At 67.8% G+C, this 20,845-nt stretch carries 16 protein-coding genes and 1 tRNA gene; 11 read left to right on the forward strand and 6 right to left on the reverse strand.

What is annotated here, in order from left to right:
* Positions 1–37: 37 nt before the first annotated feature.
* Positions 38–1,297: a fatty acid desaturase gene (locus RUH65_RS10700; protein ID WP_396180046.1), complete on the reverse strand. Its 1,260-nt coding sequence runs from the start codon at positions 1,295–1,297 to the stop codon at positions 38–40.
* A gap of 87 nt (positions 1,298–1,384) precedes the next feature.
* Entirely contained in the window at positions 1,385–2,455 is a 1,071-nt protein-coding gene (locus tag RUH65_RS10705; RefSeq protein ID WP_313817396.1) for a ferredoxin reductase, read from the reverse strand.
* A 59-nt stretch (positions 2,456–2,514) separates the two neighbouring features.
* Here RUH65_RS10705 and RUH65_RS10710 point away from each other — a divergent pair, with 59 nt between their 5' ends.
* The 3 genes from RUH65_RS10710 (at position 2,515) to RUH65_RS10720 (ending at position 5,193) form a co-directional block, all read left to right on the forward strand.
* Positions 2,515–3,831: a helix-turn-helix domain-containing protein gene (locus RUH65_RS10710; protein WP_313817397.1), complete on the forward strand. Its 1,317-nt coding sequence runs from the start codon at positions 2,515–2,517 to the stop codon at positions 3,829–3,831.
* 216 nt (positions 3,832–4,047) lie between these two features.
* Positions 4,048–4,437: a hypothetical protein gene (locus RUH65_RS10715; protein WP_313817398.1), complete on the forward strand. Its 390-nt coding sequence runs from the start codon at positions 4,048–4,050 to the stop codon at positions 4,435–4,437.
* 150 nt (positions 4,438–4,587) lie between these two features.
* Positions 4,588–5,193 (forward strand): hypothetical protein, encoded by a 606-nt coding sequence (locus RUH65_RS10720; RefSeq protein ID WP_313817400.1) that lies wholly within the window; start codon positions 4,588–4,590, stop codon positions 5,191–5,193.
* A 202-nt stretch (positions 5,194–5,395) separates the two neighbouring features.
* On the opposite strand, the gene RUH65_RS10725 is transcribed toward RUH65_RS10720, so the two are convergent.
* The 3 genes from RUH65_RS10725 to mptB (RUH65_RS10735) are packed head-to-tail and all read right to left on the reverse strand — an operon-like array spanning position 5,396 to position 10,097.
* Positions 5,396–6,799, reverse strand: a complete 1,404-nt coding sequence (locus tag RUH65_RS10725) for a glycosyltransferase 87 family protein (protein ID WP_313817401.1) — start codon at positions 6,797–6,799, stop codon at positions 5,396–5,398.
* Positions 6,796–8,427, reverse strand: a complete 1,632-nt coding sequence (mptB, locus tag RUH65_RS10730) for a polyprenol phosphomannose-dependent alpha 1,6 mannosyltransferase MptB (RefSeq protein WP_313817402.1) — start codon at positions 8,425–8,427, stop codon at positions 6,796–6,798. The genes RUH65_RS10725 and mptB (RUH65_RS10730) overlap by 4 nt, the downstream gene beginning before the upstream one ends.
* Positions 8,424–10,097 carry a polyprenol phosphomannose-dependent alpha 1,6 mannosyltransferase MptB gene (mptB, locus tag RUH65_RS10735; RefSeq protein WP_313817403.1) on the reverse strand — a complete coding sequence of 558 codons (1,674 nt, stop codon included), beginning with the start codon at positions 10,095–10,097 and terminating at the stop codon, positions 8,424–8,426. Before mptB (RUH65_RS10735) ends, mptB (RUH65_RS10730) begins: the two co-directional genes overlap by 4 nt.
* An 84-nt stretch (positions 10,098–10,181) precedes the next feature.
* On the opposite strand from mptB (RUH65_RS10735), the gene orn reads away from it, so the two are divergent.
* The 7 genes from orn to def all read left to right on the forward strand — a co-directional run bounded on the left by orn (position 10,182) and on the right by def (position 16,789).
* Positions 10,182–10,802 carry an oligoribonuclease gene (gene orn / locus RUH65_RS10740; RefSeq protein WP_313817404.1) on the forward strand — a complete coding sequence of 207 codons (621 nt, stop codon included), beginning with the start codon at positions 10,182–10,184 and terminating at the stop codon, positions 10,800–10,802.
* A gap of 98 nt (positions 10,803–10,900) precedes the next feature.
* Positions 10,901–10,973: transfer RNA gene (locus tag RUH65_RS10745), tRNA-His, on the forward strand.
* Between the two features lie 510 nt (positions 10,974–11,483).
* A complete protein-coding gene (locus tag RUH65_RS10750; protein WP_313817405.1) occupies positions 11,484–12,983 on the forward strand; it encodes an arylsulfatase in 1,500 nt (499 codons plus the stop codon).
* Positions 12,980–14,209 carry a class I SAM-dependent methyltransferase gene (locus RUH65_RS10755; RefSeq protein WP_313817406.1) on the forward strand — a complete coding sequence of 410 codons (1,230 nt, stop codon included), beginning with the start codon at positions 12,980–12,982 and terminating at the stop codon, positions 14,207–14,209. Before RUH65_RS10750 ends, RUH65_RS10755 begins: the two co-directional genes overlap by 4 nt.
* On the forward strand, positions 14,206–15,171 hold the full coding sequence (locus tag RUH65_RS10760; RefSeq protein ID WP_313817407.1) for a formylglycine-generating enzyme family protein: 966 nt from the start codon (positions 14,206–14,208) through the stop codon (positions 15,169–15,171). Before RUH65_RS10755 ends, RUH65_RS10760 begins: the two co-directional genes overlap by 4 nt.
* Complete coding sequence (locus tag RUH65_RS10765) at positions 15,168–16,079, forward strand: HAD family hydrolase (protein ID WP_313817408.1); 912 nt, start codon at positions 15,168–15,170, stop codon at positions 16,077–16,079. Before RUH65_RS10760 ends, RUH65_RS10765 begins: the two co-directional genes overlap by 4 nt.
* Positions 16,080–16,171: 92 nt before the next feature.
* A complete protein-coding gene (gene def, locus RUH65_RS10770) occupies positions 16,172–16,789 on the forward strand; it encodes a peptide deformylase (RefSeq protein WP_313817410.1) in 618 nt (205 codons plus the stop codon).
* A 146-nt stretch (positions 16,790–16,935) separates the two neighbouring features.
* Here the strand turns inward: def and RUH65_RS10775 are convergent, their stop codons facing one another.
* On the reverse strand, positions 16,936–18,390 hold the full coding sequence (locus RUH65_RS10775; protein ID WP_313817411.1) for a glyceraldehyde-3-phosphate dehydrogenase: 1,455 nt from the start codon (positions 18,388–18,390) through the stop codon (positions 16,936–16,938).
* Positions 18,391–18,782: 392 nt separating this feature from the next.
* On the opposite strand from RUH65_RS10775, the gene RUH65_RS10780 reads away from it, so the two are divergent.
* Positions 18,783–20,783, forward strand: coding sequence for a BCCT family transporter (locus tag RUH65_RS10780; RefSeq protein WP_396180051.1), 2,001 nt, complete (start codon positions 18,783–18,785; stop codon positions 20,781–20,783).
* The last annotated feature ends 62 nt before the right edge of the window (positions 20,784–20,845 follow it).

Here is a 20,845-nt window from a genome sequence, read left to right on the forward strand (position 1 = left end):
TTAATGCTCCGGCCGGGCTTCGAGGTACCTACGTTAGCTACTTCCGGTCCGGCAACGCCAGACGGAAGATCTTGCCCCAGGTGGAGCCGACCTGCCGGTGCAGGGGCCCGATGTTGTAGGGCAGGCCATAGCGCTCGCAGATCTCGCGGACCTGCACGGCCACCTCGGCGTAGCGGTTGGACGGCAGGTCCGGGAACAGGTGGTGCTCCACCTGGTGGGAAAGGTTGCCGGTCATGAAGTGCATGGCCCGGGAACCGGAGATGTTGGCGGACCCGATCATCTGGCGGACGTACCAGTCACCCCGGGTCTCCCCCTCCACCATCTCCTCGGTGAATGTCTCCGCGCCCTCCGGGAAGTGACCGCAGAAGATCACGGCGTGCGCCCAGATGTTGCGCAGTCCATTGGCGGTGCCGGTCGCCAAGAGTGCCGAGAGACCGGAACCGGTCAGCACCTGGGCGGCCAACGGCGTGGCCGCGTAGTCCTTGGCGAATTGCTTGGCGGCCTTCGCCCCCACGGTCTTCAGGTCCCGCATCAGCTCGGCCTTGGTCTTCTCGCCGGTCTTGACCCGGTCGAGTTCCAGGTCGTAGAGCGCGATACCCCATTCGAAGACGGGAGCCAGGCCGGCATTGATGACCGGGTTGAGGATGTGCTTCGGTTCCCAGGGCTGGTCACGGTCCACCCGCAGCACGTTGTAACCGACGTCCCGGTCCTTGCCGATCACGTTCGTCCACCGGTGGTGCATGTCGTTGTGGGTGTTCTGCCAGGACTTGGACGGGGTGACGAAGTCCCACTCCCACGTGGTCGAGTGAATGTCCGGGTCACGCATCCAGTCCCACTGGCCATGCAGGACGTTGTGCCCGATCTCCATGTTCTCGATGATCTTCGCGACCGTCAGCATGGAGGTTCCCGCCACCCAGGCCAGCTTGTTGTTGGCCCCGAGAAGGCAGGTCCGCCCACCGAACTCGAGGGCCCGCTGCCACCGGATGACCTTGCGGATGTAGGCGGCGTCCGTGTCCCCGCGCTCCGCCAGGACGGCGTCCCGGACGGCGTCGAGCTCGCGGCCGAGATCGGCTACCTGCTCGTCGGACAGGTGAGCGGCTGCCGGTGGGCGCACGGTGGGGCTGCCGGTGGCCGCCAGGGAGCCCGGTCGCGGAGCTCCGTTCCCCGGGGCACGACGCCGGCCGGGAGCCTCGGGACGCGACTCCGGCGGGCCGTCGGGGCCTTTGCCCCGGCCCGGGGCCCAGCTGACCGTGTCCGGTTCGCTGATGGACTTGGCATGAGTGTTGGTCTTGAACACGAGGCTCCTAGGGGTGGGCGTCGGATGGTCTGAGGGGATGCGCGGCGGCACTGAGGACTGGCGGGCCCGTCAGCGTCCTGCAATGCGCTACAGCGCGAGACTGACGGGGCCGGCGGCCGCACTGACGCAGGTCTGGATGAGTTCACCGGGATCTCCGTGCACCTCACCGGTGCGCAGGTCGGTGACCTGGCCGGAGCGCAGCGGGACCAGGCAAGCATGGCAGATGCCCATGCGGCAACCGCTGGGAGCGGCCACGCCGGCGTCCTCGGCGACCTCGAGCAAGGGGGTGTCCCCGGCAGCCTCGGCCTCGAGGTCCGAGTTCTCGAAGACGGCCAGGCCGCCCGCGCCAGCGACGCCGCCGGCCAGGTCGGCCCGGAAACGCTCGATCTTGAGCCCGGCCGCACCGGAGCCGGCCTCGCGCTCCCAGAGGTCCTCGGCGTCGTCGAGGAAGCCCGTGGGGCCGCAGGCATAGGCCGCCCGGTCACGCCAGTCGGGACACAGGGCGTCCACGGCGTGCGGTCCGGTCAGGTCGAGCCGGCCCTCGTCCGCCGTGGTGTGGTGGTGGACCCGCAGCCCGGGGAACTGCTGGGCCAGCTCGTCCAGTTCCTCCCGGAACGGGGAGGATTCGGAGGTGCGGGTGGAGTGGATGAGGACGACGTCCGCGTCGGGGCGCCGGGGCACCAACGTCCGGACCATGGACATCACGGGGGTGATGCCGGAGCCGGCGGTGAGCATCAGCAGGGGCCGGGGGTGCTCAGGAAGGGTGAAGTCACCCTCCGGGCGGTCGAGGAACAGGACATCCCCGGGCTCGGTGTCGCGGACCAGGGCGCCGGAGACCTTGCCGATATCCGTGACCGTGATCTCCGGATCCTCCCCCGCAGCGGCGGAGAGGGAGTAAGACCGCCACTGGCGCACCCCGTTGACGTCCACCCCGATGCGGGCCCACTGGCCCGCCTCGTGGGACTTCCAGCCGGGGCCCGTGCGGAAGGTGATGGTGGCCGTGCCGGGTACCGGGCGGGAGACATGGGTGACGATGCCGCGCAATTGCCGGGATGAGTGCACCGGGTCCAACAGGGCCAGGAAATCCCGAGGCGAACGGGGCGTCGCCAGGACAGAGGAGAACAGGGAGAATACCGACACGAGTGAACGACCAGCCATGCGTCCAGACTATGCGCCCCGGCAACTAATTTCTGCACCGAGCAGATACGATTGCTGCCATGAATCTATCGTCAGAGGATAGACTGCCGTCTCATCCCCTCGCCGGTGGCCCTCCACCACCGCAGGTCCGGGAGACCCCGCAGGCGCAACGCTCCCGGGGAGCCACCGAGGCCAGGGACGCCTCGCGGCCCCCCTGGCTGTCACTGCCCCCGGAGCTGGCGGAACTGCTGGCACCCGCCGTGCCCGCCGTCGTCGAGCAGATCATCCAGACGGTACCGAACCAGATCCCCGCCTATCAGATCACGAAGACCGAGCGGTTCAGCGAGGTGCTCTTCCTCGGGGTGCAGGGTGCCCTGGAACAACTGCTGTCCCTGCCGGGCACGGCCAATCCTGCCCTGAACGAGGAGTCGCGCGAGCTGGTGGCGGCGCTCGGCGCCGGTGAGTACCGGCAGGGACGCAGCATGGACGCTCTGCTGGCGGCCTATCGAACGAGTGCCCGGATCACGTTCCGCGGCCTGTCCGAGGCGTGCGCCGAGCGGGGCATGGCGATGGACGTGGTGGTGGATCTCGGGGAGACGATCCTGGCCTACATCGACGAGCTGTCCGCCGTGAGCGTCCAGGCCTACGCGGTGGAGCAATCGGCCCACGCGGGCGCGCTGGAGCTGCGGCGTGCCGACCTGGTGGCGGCGCTGGTGGACGGCGGGGCCGAGATCCACGAGGTACGGCGGCTGGCCTCAGGAGCCGACTGGCATGTGCCTCAGCGCATGGCGGCGGTGGTGTTGCCCTTGGCCGCGGTGTCCGGCGTCCGCACGCGCCTGGGAACCTCGGGGATCGTGGTGGAGCGTGAGTCAGAGGCAACGGCGATCGTGGCCGCACCCCAGTCTGACCGCCTGCGCTCCCGGTTGCGGGACGTCTTCGCCGGCACCTCCGCCGTCCTCGGGCCCGCCGTGGAGTGGGACGGGGTGGCGCATTCCCACCGCGTGGCACGGCTCGTCGCCGCACAATTGCCACAACTGCAGACGGAGTCTCCGGGGGACGGCGGCCCGGTCTTCGCCTCCGACCATCTGGCTCGAATCGTCCTCGGAGCGGAGACCCAGGTGATGGCGGACCTGGCCGCGCGTCGCCTGGCGCCCTTGGACGGGCTCAGCGGCACGAAGCGCGAGACCCTGGAGGAGACTTTGTTGTCCTGGCTCACGCACTGGGGCCAGCGCAATCCCGTGGCCCATGAGCTGGGCATCCATCCGCAGACGGTGGGTTACCGGGTAGCCCAGTTGCGTGAGTTGTTCGGCGACGAGCTGGATCGGCCGGCGGTCCGGTTCGAACTGGAACTCGTGCTGCGCGCCCGCAGGATGGCCGAGGACAAGCGGGCCGAATAGGAGCGGCCGCCGGAGAAGTCCGGGGTCCGGGTCCACCTGGTCACACCCGTTGGTCCTGCGAAAATCCGGGTGTCGCAGCTGGCATCGGCCATGACACCCGGAATTCCGCATGATGAGCCGACGCCACTACTCCACCGTGGACCGTCATCGCCGCCTCGTCCCCAGCGAGGCCGGCAGCACTGGCCCGGTTGCGGGGCTGCGGCCCAGCATGAATTCGTGCCCAGTCCGATTCCGCTCCCTCCGGAGACCTTGCTCTCCGCTGCATCCTCCTCGACATCGGCCGGCGATGCCGGCCCGATTCTCCTGTCTACCCACGGCGACGCCTGGCGGAGCGAGCTCCTGGCCCGCCGTGCCCGGGACGGCCAACTCGTCCGGCTCGCCCGCGGAACCTACTGTGCCCTCGAGACATGGCTCCAGGCCGCCCCGTGGGACCGCCATCTCCTGGCCGTGGTCGCCCATGCCTCATCGCGCAACCGAGACGTGGTGTTCTGCCATCAGACGGCCGCCGTCCTCCATGGGCTTCCCGCCGCAGACACCCTGAATGTCATCCACACGCGCGCCACGTCACGGGGCGGGGCCGGATACTCGCCCGCACGCAGTCCTTAACTCAACCCCGACGCAGTTTCGCGCCTGGTCGGGTCCCTCCGAGCGGAAGGTCTGAGGCTCGCCCGCCGCACACTGCCCGGCCTTCCCGCCACGAGAGCGCTCTGGAACACTCCGCCGTCGCTGCTCCAGGCCGGTCCCGAATTCGGGGTCGTGCCAGTGCATTTGAGTGATGGGCGGTTCATCGGCCACGTCCTCGCGGATTCGGTTCCCTGGTCGTGTGCAGCCACCTTCAGCAGCGGAGCACTGATCGACACCATCTCGATGGCCGACTATCTGCTTCGACACGGGCCTGATGAATTTGCTGCCGCCGCCACCCTGATCGAGGATCTGCCGCTCTCCGCGGCTGCTCGTCGACGAGCTGGTCTCGCGATGAGCTTTGCCGACCCCCGGTCTGAGTCTCCCAAGGAGTCGGTGAGCAGAGCCCTCATCTACCAGTTGGGCTTTGATGTCCCCGATCTTCAGTATCAAGTCCTGGATGCCGACGGCCGCGAACTCGCCAGGGCCGACTTCCGGTGGAGACGCAGCACCCTGCGGGCCAGGAGCCTGCTGGGCGAATTCGATGGCCTGATGAAGTACGGGGCAGCTCTAGCCGGGCGAAACGGCCGTGAGGACGCGCTCTCGCGGGAGAAGAAACGGGAGCTGAGGCTCGCACGGCTCGGCTATGACGTCGTGCGGTGGATTGACAGTGACCTCAAGAACCCCACGGCCTTCGGTCGCATGCTCGCGGACAACGGTGTGCCTCTGCGGCAGGCCTAGTGTCGTCGGAGGTGTGGTGTTGCACAGCCCCGCACGTTTCACACCCTCGAGTACAGTGTCGGCTCTCCCTCAGCTCACCGGGCCGGTCGCCACCCGCCAGCTCGTCGGCTCGTCATTCAAAATTCCGGGTGTCACGGCGGAAACCCACGGAAACACCCGGATTTTCGGATGATGAGTGTGCAAGTACCTCTGTGGAGCTGGCTCAGCCGGTCAGGACGCGGCCTCGGCCGGCTGGAGGCAGCAAGAATCGATCGGGCTCCTCCGCCAGGACACCCGCTGATGGGTCATAGGGCGGACGCGAAACGGTAACTGTGGTGTCGAGGGCTGAGGCGGAGCGGCGGACCGGGTCACGCTCCGGGTCGAGGATGTCCCGGATGACGGAGACGCAGATCCAGATCACGGCGGCCATGTGCAGGACGATGCCGGATCCGTACCAGAGCGGGATCCACAGCGCTCCCCCGCCGAAGGCGCCCTCTGAGGTGATGCGGGCGGACTCCATCCACACGCCGCCCCAGTGGTAGACCTCCACGGCCTGCCAGATCCAGAACTGCCGCCAGTTCGGGCGGGCGAGCACCACCAGCGGGATCAGCCACATCACGAACTGCGGTGAGTACACCTTCCCCAGCAGGATGAAGGCAGCGACGATCAGCAGGCACAGCTGGGCCATCCGGGGGCGGTGCCGGGAGGAGAGCCCCAGGTAGGCGATTCCCAGACAGCACAGGGCGAACAGTCCGTTCGAGATGAGTGAGAACGTCTCACCGGACCAGCCGGTCCACGTGAAGGCCAGCCACATCGAGGAGAAGGACACCTCACGGTCACCCGAGAACGTGTAGAACCGGCTCCACTGGTCGAAGGCGGTCAGCATGAACGGCACGTTGACGGCCAGCCAGGCCACCGCCCCGGCGGTCAGGGACTTGAAGAAGACACCCAGTTTCCCGGCGCGCCAGCAGAGCACGAGGATCGCGCCGAAGAAGAACAGCGGATACAGCTTCATGGCCGCTCCGAGGCCGAGCGCCACCCCGGCGAGGATTGGGTGGTTGCGGGACCAGAGCAGCAGACCGAGGGCGGCCAGCATGACGGCCCATAGGTCCCAGTTCAGGAAGGAGGTCAGGATGATGCCCGGCGCCACCGCCACCATGAGTGCGTCCTTGGACCGGCCGCGTGCGGTGTAGGCCGTCGCCACCACGACGATCAGCCAGCAGAGCAGGGCGCCGACCGCATTGATGTCGAAGTAGGTGACCGTCCGTTCCAGCAGCGTCCCGTCCTGGGGCACGAACCATGAGGTCACCCCCGCCACGACGGCCAGCAGCGCCGGGTACTCCATCCACTGGTCCTCGGGTAACGGCGTGAAGAAGGGGAAGTATCCCTCAGCCAGGCCGCGCGTGGGAAAGAGCTGCCCGAAGTCCGAGTAGCACATGTGGATGTGCACCCCCGGGGCCTCCCAGCCGTTGAGACGGCACCACTGCTTGGACAGCACCGCCACCACGGCCGCCAGCAGGGTCGCCCCCACCAGCACGAACAGCAGCCGCCGGTCCGGGCCGCCGGCACGGGCGCCTGGGCGAGACTTCGCCCTCGGTGCGGCCTTCGCTGGTCCGGTCTGGTTCACAAGGTCTCCTGGTTGGTCTGGCGAGTGGTGGCGTGCGGGCGTCCCCGCGACCTCCACTGTGCGGTGAAGGGGAACAGCGTGGACGTCTTGGGATCGAGAAAGACAATGAACACCATATAGGCGAGTCCGACGACGGCAGCGATGACCCGCACCCAGAACAGGGAGATCCACTGTGCCACGGACAGTTGGTCCACCACGCCGACCACCACGAGGACCATGACGACCAGGTACAGCGTCCACACGGGCCACCCGCGCCAGCGCCGGACGACGGCGAACATCGGCAGCACCCACAGCAGGTACCAGGGCTGGATGATCGGGGCGAGCAGGACGGCGGCCAACAGGGCCAGGCCGGTGGCCAGCACGGGGTGGACGGGCCGGCGTGTGAGAGCCAGCCAGGCGGTGAAGCCGATCGCCGTCACCTTGCCCAGCGTGTAGACGAGGTCGGCGACCGTGCGGACGCCCGCCCCGGCCATCGCATCCACGGCCCAGCCGACCCCCAGGCCGAGGATCCCGAAGGGCGCATAGGGGAAGGCGGCGTCGCCCGAGGTCAGCATGGCCGGGATCCAGCCGAACCAGAGCCCGGTGAGGGCTCCCATCCCCGTCAGCACCGCCCCTGCCACCAGCAGGCACCAGGTCCAGACCTTCACCCGTGACCCCCAGCGCGGGGACCCCGGAGCGCCCGGGAGCAGCAGCAACCCGGCGAAGGGCAGCGCGAGGACCGTCAACGGCTTGATGGCGATCGAGAGGGACACGAGCACGAGCCCGGCGAGGCTGCGCCCGCGAGAGGCCCCCGGGGTCAACAGCACGAATCCGGCCAGCAGGAGTCCCACCATCAGCGAGTCATTGTGGATGCCGGCGATCATGTAGAGCGCGAACAGCGGATTGGCCACGGAGATCCACACCGACCACCCGGGGTCGGTGCCGAATCGCCGGGCCAGTCGCGGCACGGCCCATAAGCACAGAGCCAGCCCGGCCACCGAGACGAGGCGGAACAGGAGCAGGGCCGGCTCCGGGCTTCCGCCCGTCAGGAACCAGACGGCCCGGGCGATCAGCAGGAACAAGGGGCCGTAGGGCGAGGGTGACTCAGCCCAGATGGAGTCCGCTCCCTGCATGAACCAGCCAGGCAGTTCGGAGATCCAGTCCTCGTAGGGATTCAGTCCGGCGTGCAGGAGCCGTCCCTGGCTGAGGTAGGAGTAGACATCCCGCGAGAACACGGGAAAGGCCACCATGAGCGGGGCGGCCCACAGCCAGGTCGCCCGGGTCACCACCGGCCCGGCCGTAGCCCAGCGACCCCCTAGGCGTTGGCCCAGACGCAGCCAGGCCCGGACCAGCAACAGGGAGCCCAGGACCAGCAGGATGGCACAGACCACCACGCCCACCGGTTCCACGCGGAGCGGGTTGAGCACGGTGGTCCGGGCGAAGACCGACGCCGGCGTCATGGCGAGCCAGCCGACGCCCCAGGAGCCGATCATGATCAGGAGTGATCCGATGAGCCCCTGCCACAGGCTCGGGGCCGTCTCCTCGTCCGGACCGCCCACCAGCCGGTGGGTCAGCGGGAAGGCGCCGAGCCGGCGTCGTAGTCCGGCCAGCGCTCCGGAGGGCGCGCCCGCGGGTTCGGGGACGGTCACGACGGGGTCGTCCCCTGATCTGCCCGTTCGTCCCCCGTCCGATGAGACCTGCCGGTGGAGGCCGCGCCGGGCTGGGATCCGGCCTGCGCACCCGGCGTCATCCTGAGGGAGTCCTGGGAGCCGTGGGCGGCATCGCGGCCTCTCAGCCGGGCCACCGTCCGGCGCAGGGCAGCCCGCACATGCCACTCCTCCTTCAGGATGGAACTGGTCCAGGGGTCCAACAGCAGGATCCACAGCATGCAGGCCCAGGACAGGAACGTGGCCAGGTGGGCCAGCTGCTCGCCGATGCCGAGGAACTGCCACACGAACAGCTGGTCGGCGGCGCCGAAGGCCAGGAAGAAGGCCACCGTGAACACGACCCACTTCAGCTGCCAGTCACTGCGGATCCCCAGGACGGCGAAGAACGGGAGGAGCCACAGCAGGTACCAAGGCTGGATGATCGGCGTCAGCACCACCAGTGCGGTGAAGGCCCATGTCAGCCGTTGCATAAGGTGCTCATGCCGACCGCGGAACATGAGCCAGACGACGATGAGGATGGACAGCAGCCGACCGGCGGTCTTGAAGGCGTCGAGCACCCAATTGTCCTCGAATCCGAGCGAGCCGAGGATCACCTTGGTGCCCTCGGCCAGGATCCCGACCGGGGACCAGGGCACGGAGCCGGTGCCGGTGCCGAGCATGACCGTCAGCCACCCGAAGCCGAACTCGTTGAGCAACCCGACCACCACCATGATCGCCCCGGCGATGCCGGCCGTCAGGAACCAGTAGCCGAAGCGACGGGCCCAACTGGCTCCCCGGCCGGCCCAGAGCAGGCCGATGAAGGGCAGCAGCACCATGGTGATCGGCTTGATGCCGAGCGATGCGGTGACCAGCAGGACACCGAGCAGCCCCCGGTTGGTCGCCGCGTACCAGACGCCGGCGACCGCCAGGCCGACCATCAGCGCATCGTTGTGACCCGAGGCCACGAAGCTGATGAGGAACAACGGGTTGGCCACGGTGATCCACTGGGCCCGGGCCGCATTCGTGCCGAGCAGCGTGGCCAGCTTGGGCACGTAGACCATGAGGAGCACCACGCCGGCCACGGCGACGAGGCGGAACAAAAAGATGGCCAGGTCCGGGTCGTCCGGGCCGGCCACGGCCATGACCAGTTGCTCGATCCACAGGAACACCGGCCCGTAGGGGGTCTCGGTCTGCGCCCAGGTGGTGTCCGCGCCCAGCTGGAACCAATTCGAGAGCGTGGAGATGCCGTCCTCGTAGGGATCGCGGCCGGCGATCATGAGCCGGCCCTGGCCGATGTAGGCGAAGATGTCCCGGGAGAAGATCGGCAGGCAGGCCAGCAGCGGCACGATCCAGGCCGTCGTCGTGAGCGTGACGATCCTCAGTGCGCCGGGGCCGAAGGGCCGCAGGACCTGGCCCAGGCGAAGCCAGCCCCAGAACATGAGCCAGCAGCCGAGGGTGAGCACCACGGTGCCGGTGATGACCCCGGATTCGGTGGTGCGCCACGGGATCAGCCAGCCCCAGCGGTTGATCGGGGACACAGAGGCCAACCAGCCCACGGACAGGGATCCGGCCATCACCGCCACCGAGCCCACGAAGCCGAGGACGGCCGGGATCCACACCGAGGCCGTCCAGGAAGCGGAAGAACGTTCCGTCCGGGTGCCGGACACACTCATCGGGGCGGGTTCCTTCCGTGGCTTGGCGGGCCGTCTCAGGGCCTTCCACAAAGTACCACTGGGCCTCAGGCTACTGTGGGAGGCGTGGCAGCTACTGCAGAGAACCTCGTATGGATCGATTGTGAGATGACCGGGCTGGATCCCGTCAAGGATGCGCTGGTGGAGATCGCCGTCCTGGTGACGGACTCCGAGCTCAACATCCTGGGTGAGGGGGTGGAGGTGGTCATCAAACCCCCACGTGAGGCACTGGACCAGATGGTCCCCTTCGTACGGGACATGCACACCTCCTCAGGGCTGCTGAACCGGTTGGACGACGGCGTCTCCCTCGCCGAGGCGTCCGAGGCCTGTATGGCGTATATCACCCAGCATTGCCCGCAGCCGGGCAAGGCGGTGCTGGCCGGGAACTCGGTGGGCCAGGACAAGCTCTTCCTCACCCGGGACCTGCCGGCCATCACGGACCACCTGCACTACCGGATCGTGGATGTCTCCACCCTGAAGGAGCTGGCCCGCCGCTGGTACCAGAAGGCCTACTTCCAGGCGCCGGCCAAGACCGGTGGCCACCGCGCCCTCGGGGACATCACCGATTCCATCAACGAGCTGCGCTACTACCGTGCGGCCGTGATGGTGCCGGCCCCCGGCCCGGACTCGAAGACCGCGCAGCGGATCGCCGCTGGCATCACGGCCGTGACCGCTCCCGAGGCCTGAGCCACGTCCGGACCGGACTGCGGGGGCCGATTCGGCCCCACCGCGAAATCCATGTATGATGGAACGCGCTGTCACGGTCCGTTCAACGGACCAGCATGGTGGGTATAGCTCAGCTGGTAGAGCGTCTGGTTGTGGTCCAGAAGGTCGCGGGTTCAAGCCCCGTTACTCACCCCGATGTGGTGAGGTTCAAACCCTCGACAGGAGTTTCCACTCCTGATTCGGGTTTGGACCTCACCATTTTTTTGCACCAGTGGGCCGGTGCAGTGCGTATACCTGGTCCTCGGCCCTCCGGTTGACCCGAATGACTACTCTGCGGAGCAGAACGGGCCGTCATCGTGCCGAGTTGCTCTGCGGAAGAGTTCAAGACCAGCGCCCCAGAAACCCGTCTGGACCAGCACCGTCAAGCACGCCGAGAGCACCGGTTCACCCCCCGATGCGCTCCAGGTCACTGGCCCTGTCGTCTCAGAGCGACGCCCAAGGCGCCTGTGTTCCCAGCAACGGACATCCGCCGCTGCCGTACGCCGCGCCCAGCAGGATCAGGTCCCGACGGACGGCGGCTGCCGATGTTCCGCTCCGCCCGAGGATGCATCACCTCAAGTGGGTGATGTCGCAGGTGTTTCTCCGCATCACGCACATACCCTCACCGGAGCGGACCACAAGACAAGCTCAAGGAGAAGTGACATGGCGGACCAGCCGAACATCCTGATTATCTGGGGCGACGACATCGGAATCAGCAACCTCAGCTGCTACAGCGACGGATTGATGGGCTATCGCACTCCCAACATCGACCGCATCGCGAACGAGGGCGTCCGTTTCACCGACTACTACGGCGAGCAGAGTTGCACGGCCGGCCGGGCCGCCTTCATCAGCGGACAAAACCCCTACCGCACCGGACTGACCAAGGTCGGCATGCCGGGCGCTCCGATCGGCTACCGGGCCGAGGACCCCACCATCGCGACCGCGCTGAAGGCCGAGGGTTACGCCACCGGTCAGTTCGGCAAGAACCACTTCGGTGATCGCGATGAGCATCTCCCCACGATGCACGGCTTCGATGAATTCTTCGGCAACCTGTACCACCTCAACGCGGAGGAGGAGCCGGAGCAACCCGACTACCCGACCGAGAGCGATTTCCCGAACTTCAAGGAGCGCTTCGGGCCCCGCGGCGTGCTGAAGTCCTGGGCCAACGGCGACGGCACCCAGCGGATCGAGAACACCGGGCCACTGACCATCGAGCGGATGAAGACCTGCGACGAGGAGTTCCGCGACGCGACCATCGACTTCATGCGCCGCCAGGTCGAGGCCGACACCCCGTTCTTCACCTGGTTCAATACCACGCATATGCACTTCCGCACGCACACCCGCGATGAGGACAAGGGGCGTGCGGGGCGCTGGCAGTCCGAGTACCACGACACGATGCTCTATCACGACGAGATCGTGGGCCAGGTGCTCGACGAGCTGGACCGTCTGGGCATCGCAGACAACACGATCGTCATGTACTCCACCGACAACGGCCCCCACATGAACTCGTGGCCGGATGCCGGCATGACCCCCTTCCGCAACGAGAAGGACTCCAACTGGGAGGGCGCCTACCGGGTGCCGTGCATGGTCCGCTGGCCCGAGAAGATCGAGACCGGCACGGTGCTCAATGACATCGTCAGCCACAACGACTGGTTCGTGACCCTGCTCGCCGCGGCGGGTAATTCAGAGATCGCCGAGCAGCTGAGGCAGGGAGCCGATCTGAACGGGACCTCGTTCAAGGTTCATCTGGACGGGCACAACCAGCTCGACTACATCACCGGGGCGTCGGAGAAGAGCGCGCGCAGCCACTTCTTCTACTGCTCCGACGACGGCGACCTCACGGCGCTGCGCTATGACAACTGGAAGATCGTCTTCCTCGAGCAGCGCGCTCCCGGGACGCTGCAGGTCTGGATCGATCCGTACACGGAGCTCCGCGTCCCGAAGATCTTCAATCTGCGCACCGATCCCTATGAGCGTGCGGACATCACGTCGAACACCTACTACGACTGGATGATCAGCCACGCGTTCCTCCTGGTCCCGGCGCAGATGTATGTCGCCCAGCTGCTGGAGTCCCTCAAGGAGTTCCCGCCACGCCAGGAGCCCGCATCGTTCAGCGTCGACAAGGTGATGGAGAAGCTGAAGGCGGGTGCCGGCAGCGCATGACCACCTCGCTGCGGCGCCGGGACTCGCCTGATCAGCGGACGGACGTGATCGCGCAGTTCTACGATCGCCATCCGTACCCGCCCCCGGCGGATCTCGACGCCGCGGCGCCGCGCTCGTCCCTCGAGCAGCGCGCGGCGCACCACCTGCTCTGGCCGTGGCGACCGGTCCCGGAACAGCACCGGGTGCTGGTCGCCGGCTGCGGCACCAGCCAGGCGGTGCGGCATGCCATGCTCGACCCGTCGGCCGACATCGTCGGCATCGACGTCGCCCCAAGCTCCCTGGAGCAGTCGCGCCGTCTCGCCGAGCGGCACGGTGTGACGAACCTGCAGTTCCACGAGCTCAGGATCGAGGACGTCGCCGAGCTCGGCGAGAGGTTCGACCACATCGTCTGCACCGGGGTGTTGCATCACCTCGCCGATCCCGCGGCCGGCCTCACGGCCCTCCGGGGAGTCCTCGCCCCCGGCGGCGCCGTGACACTCATGGTCTATGCCCCCTACGGCCGTGCGGGCATCTATCTCATCCAGGACTACTGCCGGCGCCTCGGCGTCAGCACCGAGCCCGCCGAGGTCGCCGACCTCGTCGCGACCCTGCGCGAGCTGCCGCCGGGCCATCCGCTGAGCCCGCTGCTGCGCGGCACCCGAGACTTCGCCGACGACGACGCCCTGGCCGACGCCCTGCTGAATCCCCGCGATCGCGCCTACTCCGTGCCCCAGCTGCTCGAGCTCCTGGACGGCGCGGGCCTGACGATGCGCCGCTGGGCACGCCAGGCCCCCTATCTCCCGGATTGCGGGTCCATCAGCGAGACGCCCCACGGAGAGAGGGTCGCCGCGCTCCCGGCCGCGGAGCAGTTCGCCGCCCTTGAGCTCTTCCGCGGCACCATGGTGCGGCACACGGCGATCGCCGTGGCCGCCGACGACCCTGCCGCGGAGCAGCCTGACCCCACAGACTCGACCATGGCCGCCGCACGACCCATACCGGTGCCGACTGCCCTGGCGGTGCAGGAGCGGCTACCACCCGGCATCGCCGCCGCGTTGCTGAACCGTGCCCACACGGACACCGATCTGGTGCTGTTCGTCCGCGCCGATGAACTGGCGATGTTTCGCCGTGTCGACGGGGAAACGACGATCGCCCAGCTGGGCCCCGGGGCTCCCGCATTCGTGCGGCGCTGGCTGCGCCACGACTTGGTAGTCCTCGACGCCTCCGACTGTGCTGGGATGGCCTCATGAACGACACCTTGCAGCTCGGCCATGACGTGGTCCACCTCGGCGGCGGCACCTTCACCATGGGCTCCGACGATCACTATCCGGAGGAGGCGCCGAAGCATCCCGTCACGGTCGCCGCCTTCAGCATCGACCGCCACCAGGTGACGAACCGGCAGTTCGCCGCTTTCGTCGAGAAGACCGGCTACCGCACGGTGGCGCAGCGACCACTGGACCCCAAGGACTTCCCGGGCCTCTCCCGAGCCCAGCTGGTCCCCGGATCGATGGTGTTCACCCCGACGTCAGGTCCCGTCGATCTGCGCCACCTGAGTCAGTGGTGGGAGTGGAAGCCCGGGGCCAGCTGGGCGAGGCCCGAGGGACTTCCCTCGACTGTGGCTGATCGCGGCGACCACCCGGTGGTCCACGTCTGTCACGAGGATGCACAGGCCTATGCCGAGTGGGTCGGGGCACGACTGCCCACCGAGGCTGAATGGGAGTTCGCCGCCCGTGGGGGGCTCGACGGCGCCGTCTTCACCTGGGGCGATGAGGCACGACCAGGTGGCCGTATCATGGCCAACAGCTGGGACGGGCTCGACTTCCCGTGGCGCTCCACCGGCGAGTCGGGCTACGAGCGCACCTCGCCCGTCGGCTCCTTCCCCGCCAACGGCTTCGGCCTACACGACATGGCCGGCAACGTCTGGGAGTGGACCGAGGACTGGTGGAGCGCCAGGCACCCCGACGCGGCCGCGTCTTCCTGCTGCGCGCCAACGGACCCCCGGGGTGGCACGGTCGAGGACAGCTTCGACCCGGAGCAGCCCCAGTTCCGCGTGCCCCGCAAGGTGATCAAGGGCGGTTCGCACCTGTGCGCTGACACGTACTGCCTCCGGTACCGGCCCGCGGCGAGAAGACCCCAGATGATCGACACCGGGATGAGCCACCTGGGCTTCCGCTGCGCGTGGTCTCGGCCCACCGATGAGGAGCAGACATGACCACGCACCGACTCCCCTCCTGGCGGCCCGGCGCGGCACGGGACGCGATCCTCCGTTTCCTCGACGAGATCGACGACGTGCCCCTCGAGGACCGCGTCGCCTACCTCGACAACGACGGCACGATGTGGTGCGAGAAACCGCAGTACGTCCAGTACGACTTCTTCGTCGACGTGCTGCGCCAGAGATCGACGGAGGACCCCTCGCTCGCGAAGCGTCCCGAGTTCGCCGCGGTGCTCGACTCCGATGTGACGGCGATCAGCGAGATCGGCCTCGCGACGATCGCCGGTGCCCTGGCCGCACTGTTCGACGGGCGGAGCCCGGACGAGTTCGCCGCCGCCGTCGACGACTTCGTCGCGCGGTACCGGCACCCGTCATACGACGTGACGATCGCGTCGGTGGTGTACCAGCCGATGCTGGAGCTCATCGAGGAGTTGCGCGCCCATGACGTGACGGTCGGCATTGTCACCGGCGGGGGCACCGAGTTCGTGCGCCGTGTGAGCTCACGCCTGTACGGGGTCCCGCCCGAGCTCGTCGTCGGCACCATCATCGGGTACGAGTTCACGCGCGATGACGAGGGCCGTCCCGCTCTGCAGCGGACCGTGTCACTGATGGGCACGGCCAACGAGGGGCCGGCGAAGATCGCGAACATTCAGACCCAGAACGGGCGCGCCCCGCTCATCGCGGTAGGCAACTCGGGCGGCGACCGAGAGATGCTCGAGTGGGCGCAGTCCTCCCCGCACGGCGGACTCGCGGTCTTGATCGACCATGATGACGCGGACCGCGAGTACGCCTACCAGAGCACGGCGGCCACCTTCCACGACACGGAGCCGATCACCGCCGTCGCCGACCGGCTCGGATGGGTCACCGTGAGCATGGCCAGGGACTGGGAACACGTGTTCGCCGTCTAGGTTCGGGGGCTTCCAGCTGCTGCGCCCCACCGCCGCCGCGGAGACTAGACTCTCTGCTGTCCCGCACGGCACCTGAAGGAGCGTCCACCACCATGACCATCCGCCCGATCACCATCCACGGCGAGCCCGTCCTGCACCGCCGGGCAGCCGAGGTCACGCAGATCGACGACGAGATCCGGACCCTGGTGGCGGACATGTTCGAGACCCAGGACGCCGCCCACGGCGTCGGGCTGGCGGCTCCGCAGGTGGGCGTGGGACTGCGGATCTTCACGTGGGCCTTCGAGGACTCCGGGGACGCGCCGGCGCGCGGGCACGTGATCAACCCCGTGCTGACCCGGATCGGCAAGACCTCCCAGGAGGATCCGGACCCGGACGAGGAGTCCGAGGGCTGCCTGTCCGTGCCCGGCTACAGCTTCCCGCTCAAGCGCTCGGACCACGTGCGCCTGACCGGCCTCGACGTGGATGGACACGACATCGACTTCGAGGGCACCGGCTGGTTCGCCCGCGTCATGCAGCACGAGTACGACCACCTTGACGGCTACCTCTACATCAACCGCCTCAACGGCAAATGGACCCGGCGGTGGAAGAAATCCCTGCGCCGTGAGGGCTGGACGGTGCCTGGCCACACCTGGTTGCCCGGCGTGGACCCCGACCCGTTCGGCCACGATCACGCCGACGACCTCGCCCATCACCAGCACGAGGACCACTGACCATCTCGCTGTGCGGGCAGAATCAACCGGTAGTTTCTGCCCGCAAAGTGACGTTGGTACCGGGAGCACGACGCCGGCCCGGTCACCTTCTCAGGTGACCGGGCCGGCGCGGTGGTTGAGGGAGTTCCGGACGGGCCCGGAACGGGTCAGGCCTTCGGGAAGGCCGGCACCGCGTCCCCGGCCATCTCCTCGATGACGCGGACCACCTGGCACGAGTAGCCGAACTCGTTGTCATACCAGACGTAGAGCACGGCGTTCTTGCCGCCGTTGACGATGGTGGCCAGACCGTCCACGATGCCGGCGCGGTTGGAGCCGACGAAGTCGGACGAGACGATCTCCGGGGAGTGGATGTAGTCGATCTGGTTGCGCAGCTCGCCGGTCAGGGACTCCTCCCGGAGTCGCTGGTTGAGTTCCTCCACCGTGGTCTCCTGCTGGAGCGCCAGGTTCAGGATGGCCATCGAGACATCAGGGGTGGGAACGCGGATGGCGTTGCCGGAGAGCTTGCCCTTGAGTGCGGGCAGCGCCTTGGCCACGGCCTTGGCGGCACCGGTCTCGGTGATGACCATGTTCAGGCCGGCGGCGCGGCCGCGGCGGGAACCCTTGTGGAAGTTGTCCGTGAGGTTCTGGTCGTTCGTGTAGGCGTGCACGGTCTCCACGTGGCCGTAGTCGATGCCGTACTCATCGTGGAGCACCTTCAGCACCGGGGTGATGCCGTTGGTGGTGCAGGAGGCCGCCGAGAGGATGGTGTCCTCGGCGGTGATGTCATCGGTGTTGACGCCGAAGACGATGTTCTTGATGTCACCCTTGCCCGGCGCGGTCAGCAGCACCTTGGAGGCGCCGGTGGCCTTCAGGTGCTGGCCGAGGCCGTCCTCGTCCCGCCAGCGGCCGGTGTTGTCCACCACAATGGCGTCGTGGATGTCATAGGCGGTGTAGTCCACGGTGGCCGGATCGTTCGAGTAGATGACCTGGATGACCGTCCCATTGGCGGTGATCGTGTTGTTCTCCTCGTCCACGGTGATGGTGCCCTCGAAGGGCCCGTGAATGGAGTCCCGGCGCAGCAGCGAGGCGCGCTTGATGAGGTCGTCCTCCGAGTTCCTGCGGACCACGATGGCCCGCAGGCGCAGGGAAGAGCCGCCTCCCTCGTGGGAGAGGATGATGCGGGCCAGCAGGCGGCCGATGCGCCCGAAGCCGTAGAGCACCACGTCCTTGGGTGCCTTGACACCCTCGCCGCCCCGCCCGGCCACCGCGGCCAGCTCGGTGTCGAGGAAGTCCTGCACGTCGCCGCCGGCGGTCCGGAACTTCCCGGCCAGCTTGCCCAGGTCGACGGTCGCGGCGCCGAGGTTCATCCCGGCCAGGGCCTCGACCATGGGGTAGGTGTCCTCCACCGGAAGCACGACCTCGTCGATCTGACGGGCGTAGCGGTGGGCCTTGATGATGTCGATGACGCCCTTGTGGACGAGTTGGCGGCCGTAGATGCTCGTGATCACGTTGTTGTCCCGGTACAACGAGCCGATCAGCGGAACCATCCTCTCGGCCAGCTCCTCCCGGTTGTTCCAGGCGGCGCGCTGGTCCTGCGCGGTTCCGTTGGTCTCTTCTGCCACGGTAGGTCCTTCCCTTGTGCGCCTGCCTCCAGGCGGCGACGGCGCTGTCGCTGACGGGCACCGATGGGCGCCCGGTGAGCGGACGGTCATGGCCCGTCCCGGCCAATACCGCATCCAGATGGCACACGGCGGTGCCCAGTCTAATGACTTCGGCGCCGTTCACCGCAGAAGTGTGTCCGCGTTGACACACGAGAGGCCGTGACCTCGACCACACCGGGCCGGCCAGGTCGGGTCGGGCCGGTGGGCAGACCGACCAGCAGATACTGACAGTCCTGTCATTTCTTGTTTGACTCAGTCCACCATCTTCCTGAATGGTGGCTGGGAACCGACGAGCCGGAGCACCGTCCTTCGAACTTGCGACGGTATCCCTCGTCTCACCAAGAGAGGCAATCATGTCGAGCTCGGACCACGAACCCACGACCACAGCGGAGGAACCGCCCACGCCCACCACCACGGCACCAGTCATGGAGGACGGCCGGGAGCATGTCCCTCCCTCAGCCCGGATCCACGAGAACGACTCCGACCAGGAGATCACCGAGAAGCTCAAGCGCCAGGGTGTCCGCGTGGGCGCCGGAACCATCGCGCCGGCCGTCTTCTGGCCCTCCCTGATCCTCATCGCGGCAGTGGCCCTCGTGGCCATCCTCGCGCCGGGACCGACCGGAGAGGTGCTGTCCAACATCCAAGGCTGGATCACCACCAACCTGGGCTGGTTCTACATGCTGGCCATCGGCGTGTTCATCATCGTGGCGCTGGCCATCTGCTTCTCCAAGTTCGGCAAGATCCGCCTGGGCAAGGATGATGAGAAGCCTGAGTTCGGCGTGTTGTCCTGGTTCGCCATGCTCTTCGCCGCCGGCATGGGCATCGGCCTGGTCTTCTACGGCGTCGGTGAACCACTCGGCTATGCCACCACCACGCCGAAGCCCGGCTGGCCCGGCACCGAGACCGGCGCCGACGGCGTCACCTCGATCATCCCCGGTCAGGAGAGCGCGGTGGCCATGCTGGGCATGGCCCAGACCTTCGTCCACTGGGGACTTCACCCCTGGGCGGTCTACGCCGTGATCGGTCTCGCCGTCGGTTATGCCATCCACCGCCGTGGGCGTCCGGTGTCCATCCGCTGGGCCCTGGAACCAATCCTGGGCAACCGGGTGAAGGGCTGGATGGGCGACGTGGTGGACATTGTCGCCATCTTCGGCACCATCTTCGGGATCGCCACCTCGCTGGGCCTGGGCGTCCAGCAGATCGGTGCCGGCCTCACGGCGATGGGCATCGTCGAGGCACCGGACCAGACGCTGCTGGTGGGGCTGATCATCGTCATCACCCTGCTGGCCACGCTGTCCGTGGTGTCCGGTATCGGCCGGGGCATCAAGTGGCTGTCCAACATCAACCTGTCTATGGCCGCCATCCTGCTCATATCCGTCCTGCTGCTCGGCCCCACGCTCTTCCTGTTCCAGAACCTGGTCCAGTCCGTTGGCGTCTACCTGGCCGAAGTCATGAACATGACCTTCGACGTCGGCGCCTACACCGGCGAGGCGGGTGCGAGCTGGGGCGCGAGCTGGACCATCTTCTACTGGGGCTGGTGGGTCTCCTGGGCCCCGTTCGTGGGCGTGTTCATCGCGCGTATCTCCCGCGGACGCACGGTCCGCCAGTTCATCGGCGGCGTGCTGCTCGTGCCGACGCTGGTCGGTTTCCTCTGGTTCTCGATCATGGGCGGCACCGGGCTGTGGCGGCAGCTCTTCTCTGACGACCCGATCGTGGCGGAGGGCGCCGAGGAGTTCGGCGTCGAAGCTGCCTTGTTCGATGTTCTGGGTGAGCTCCCGCTCGGCGGCGTGCTGTCCGTGATCGCCATCCTGCTGGTGGCGATCTTCTTCATCACCTCATCCGACTCCGGCTCACTGGTGGTGGACATGCTGGCCTCCGGCGGGCACCCCAACCCGCCGATCTGGTCCCGCGTGCTGTTCGCGCTGCTGGAGGGGGCTCTCGCCATCGGCCTGCTGCTGGCCGGAGGCCTGGGTGCCCTGCAGGCCGCGTCCATTGCGACGGCATTGCCCTTCAGCCTGATCCTGATCGCCATGTGCTTCGCCATCGTCAAGGCACTGAAGAAGGACCAGGACGCGATCGATGCCCGCGAACGCCGACTCCGGTACCAGCAGATCAGCGATCGGCTGTCCGAGGACTTCGACGACGCCTTCGGCGAGCAAGTGGATCACCGCATCGACTACCGGATCTCCCGGACCACCGGGGTCTTCGACCGCCGCCGTGCGGGCGGCACGGCCATGCAGACCGCCGCACCGGACTCCCCGCCGGCGTCCACACCGGCTACGGACCCGGACGCCGTCCAGCGCCCGGACCAGTCCCGTGGACTGTTCAGGGGTCGCCGGAAGGACGTCCAGTAGGTCATGAGGACGGGGAACCCGACCCCGTTCGGGTCCCCTCGCGGTGGACACCGCGAACCCCC

The organism is Citricoccus sp. (assembly GCF_032154715.1).
Lineage (GTDB): Bacteria > Actinomycetota > Actinomycetes > Actinomycetales > Micrococcaceae > Citricoccus.

Excerpts from the sequence above, each read along its gene's own strand:
- RUH65_RS10705 (WP_313817396.1), bottom strand. The coding sequence starts at position 2,455 with ATGGCTGGTCGTTCACTCGTGTCGGTATTCTCCCTGTTCTCCTCTGTC.
- RUH65_RS10710 (WP_313817397.1), top strand. The coding sequence starts at position 2,515 with ATGAATCTATCGTCAGAGGATAGACTGCCGTCTCATCCCCTCGCCGGT.
- mptB (WP_313817403.1), bottom strand. The coding sequence starts at position 10,097 with ATGAGTGTGTCCGGCACCCGGACGGAACGTTCTTCCGCTTCCTGGACG.
- RUH65_RS10750 (WP_313817405.1), top strand. The coding sequence starts at position 11,484 with ATGGCGGACCAGCCGAACATCCTGATTATCTGGGGCGACGACATCGGA.
- RUH65_RS10755 (WP_313817406.1), top strand. The coding sequence starts at position 12,980 with ATGACCACCTCGCTGCGGCGCCGGGACTCGCCTGATCAGCGGACGGAC.
- RUH65_RS10760 (WP_313817407.1), top strand. The coding sequence starts at position 14,206 with ATGAACGACACCTTGCAGCTCGGCCATGACGTGGTCCACCTCGGCGGC.
- RUH65_RS10765 (WP_313817408.1), top strand. The coding sequence starts at position 15,168 with ATGACCACGCACCGACTCCCCTCCTGGCGGCCCGGCGCGGCACGGGAC.
- def (WP_313817410.1), top strand. The coding sequence starts at position 16,172 with ATGACCATCCGCCCGATCACCATCCACGGCGAGCCCGTCCTGCACCGC.
- RUH65_RS10780 (WP_396180051.1), top strand. The coding sequence starts at position 18,783 with ATGTCGAGCTCGGACCACGAACCCACGACCACAGCGGAGGAACCGCCC.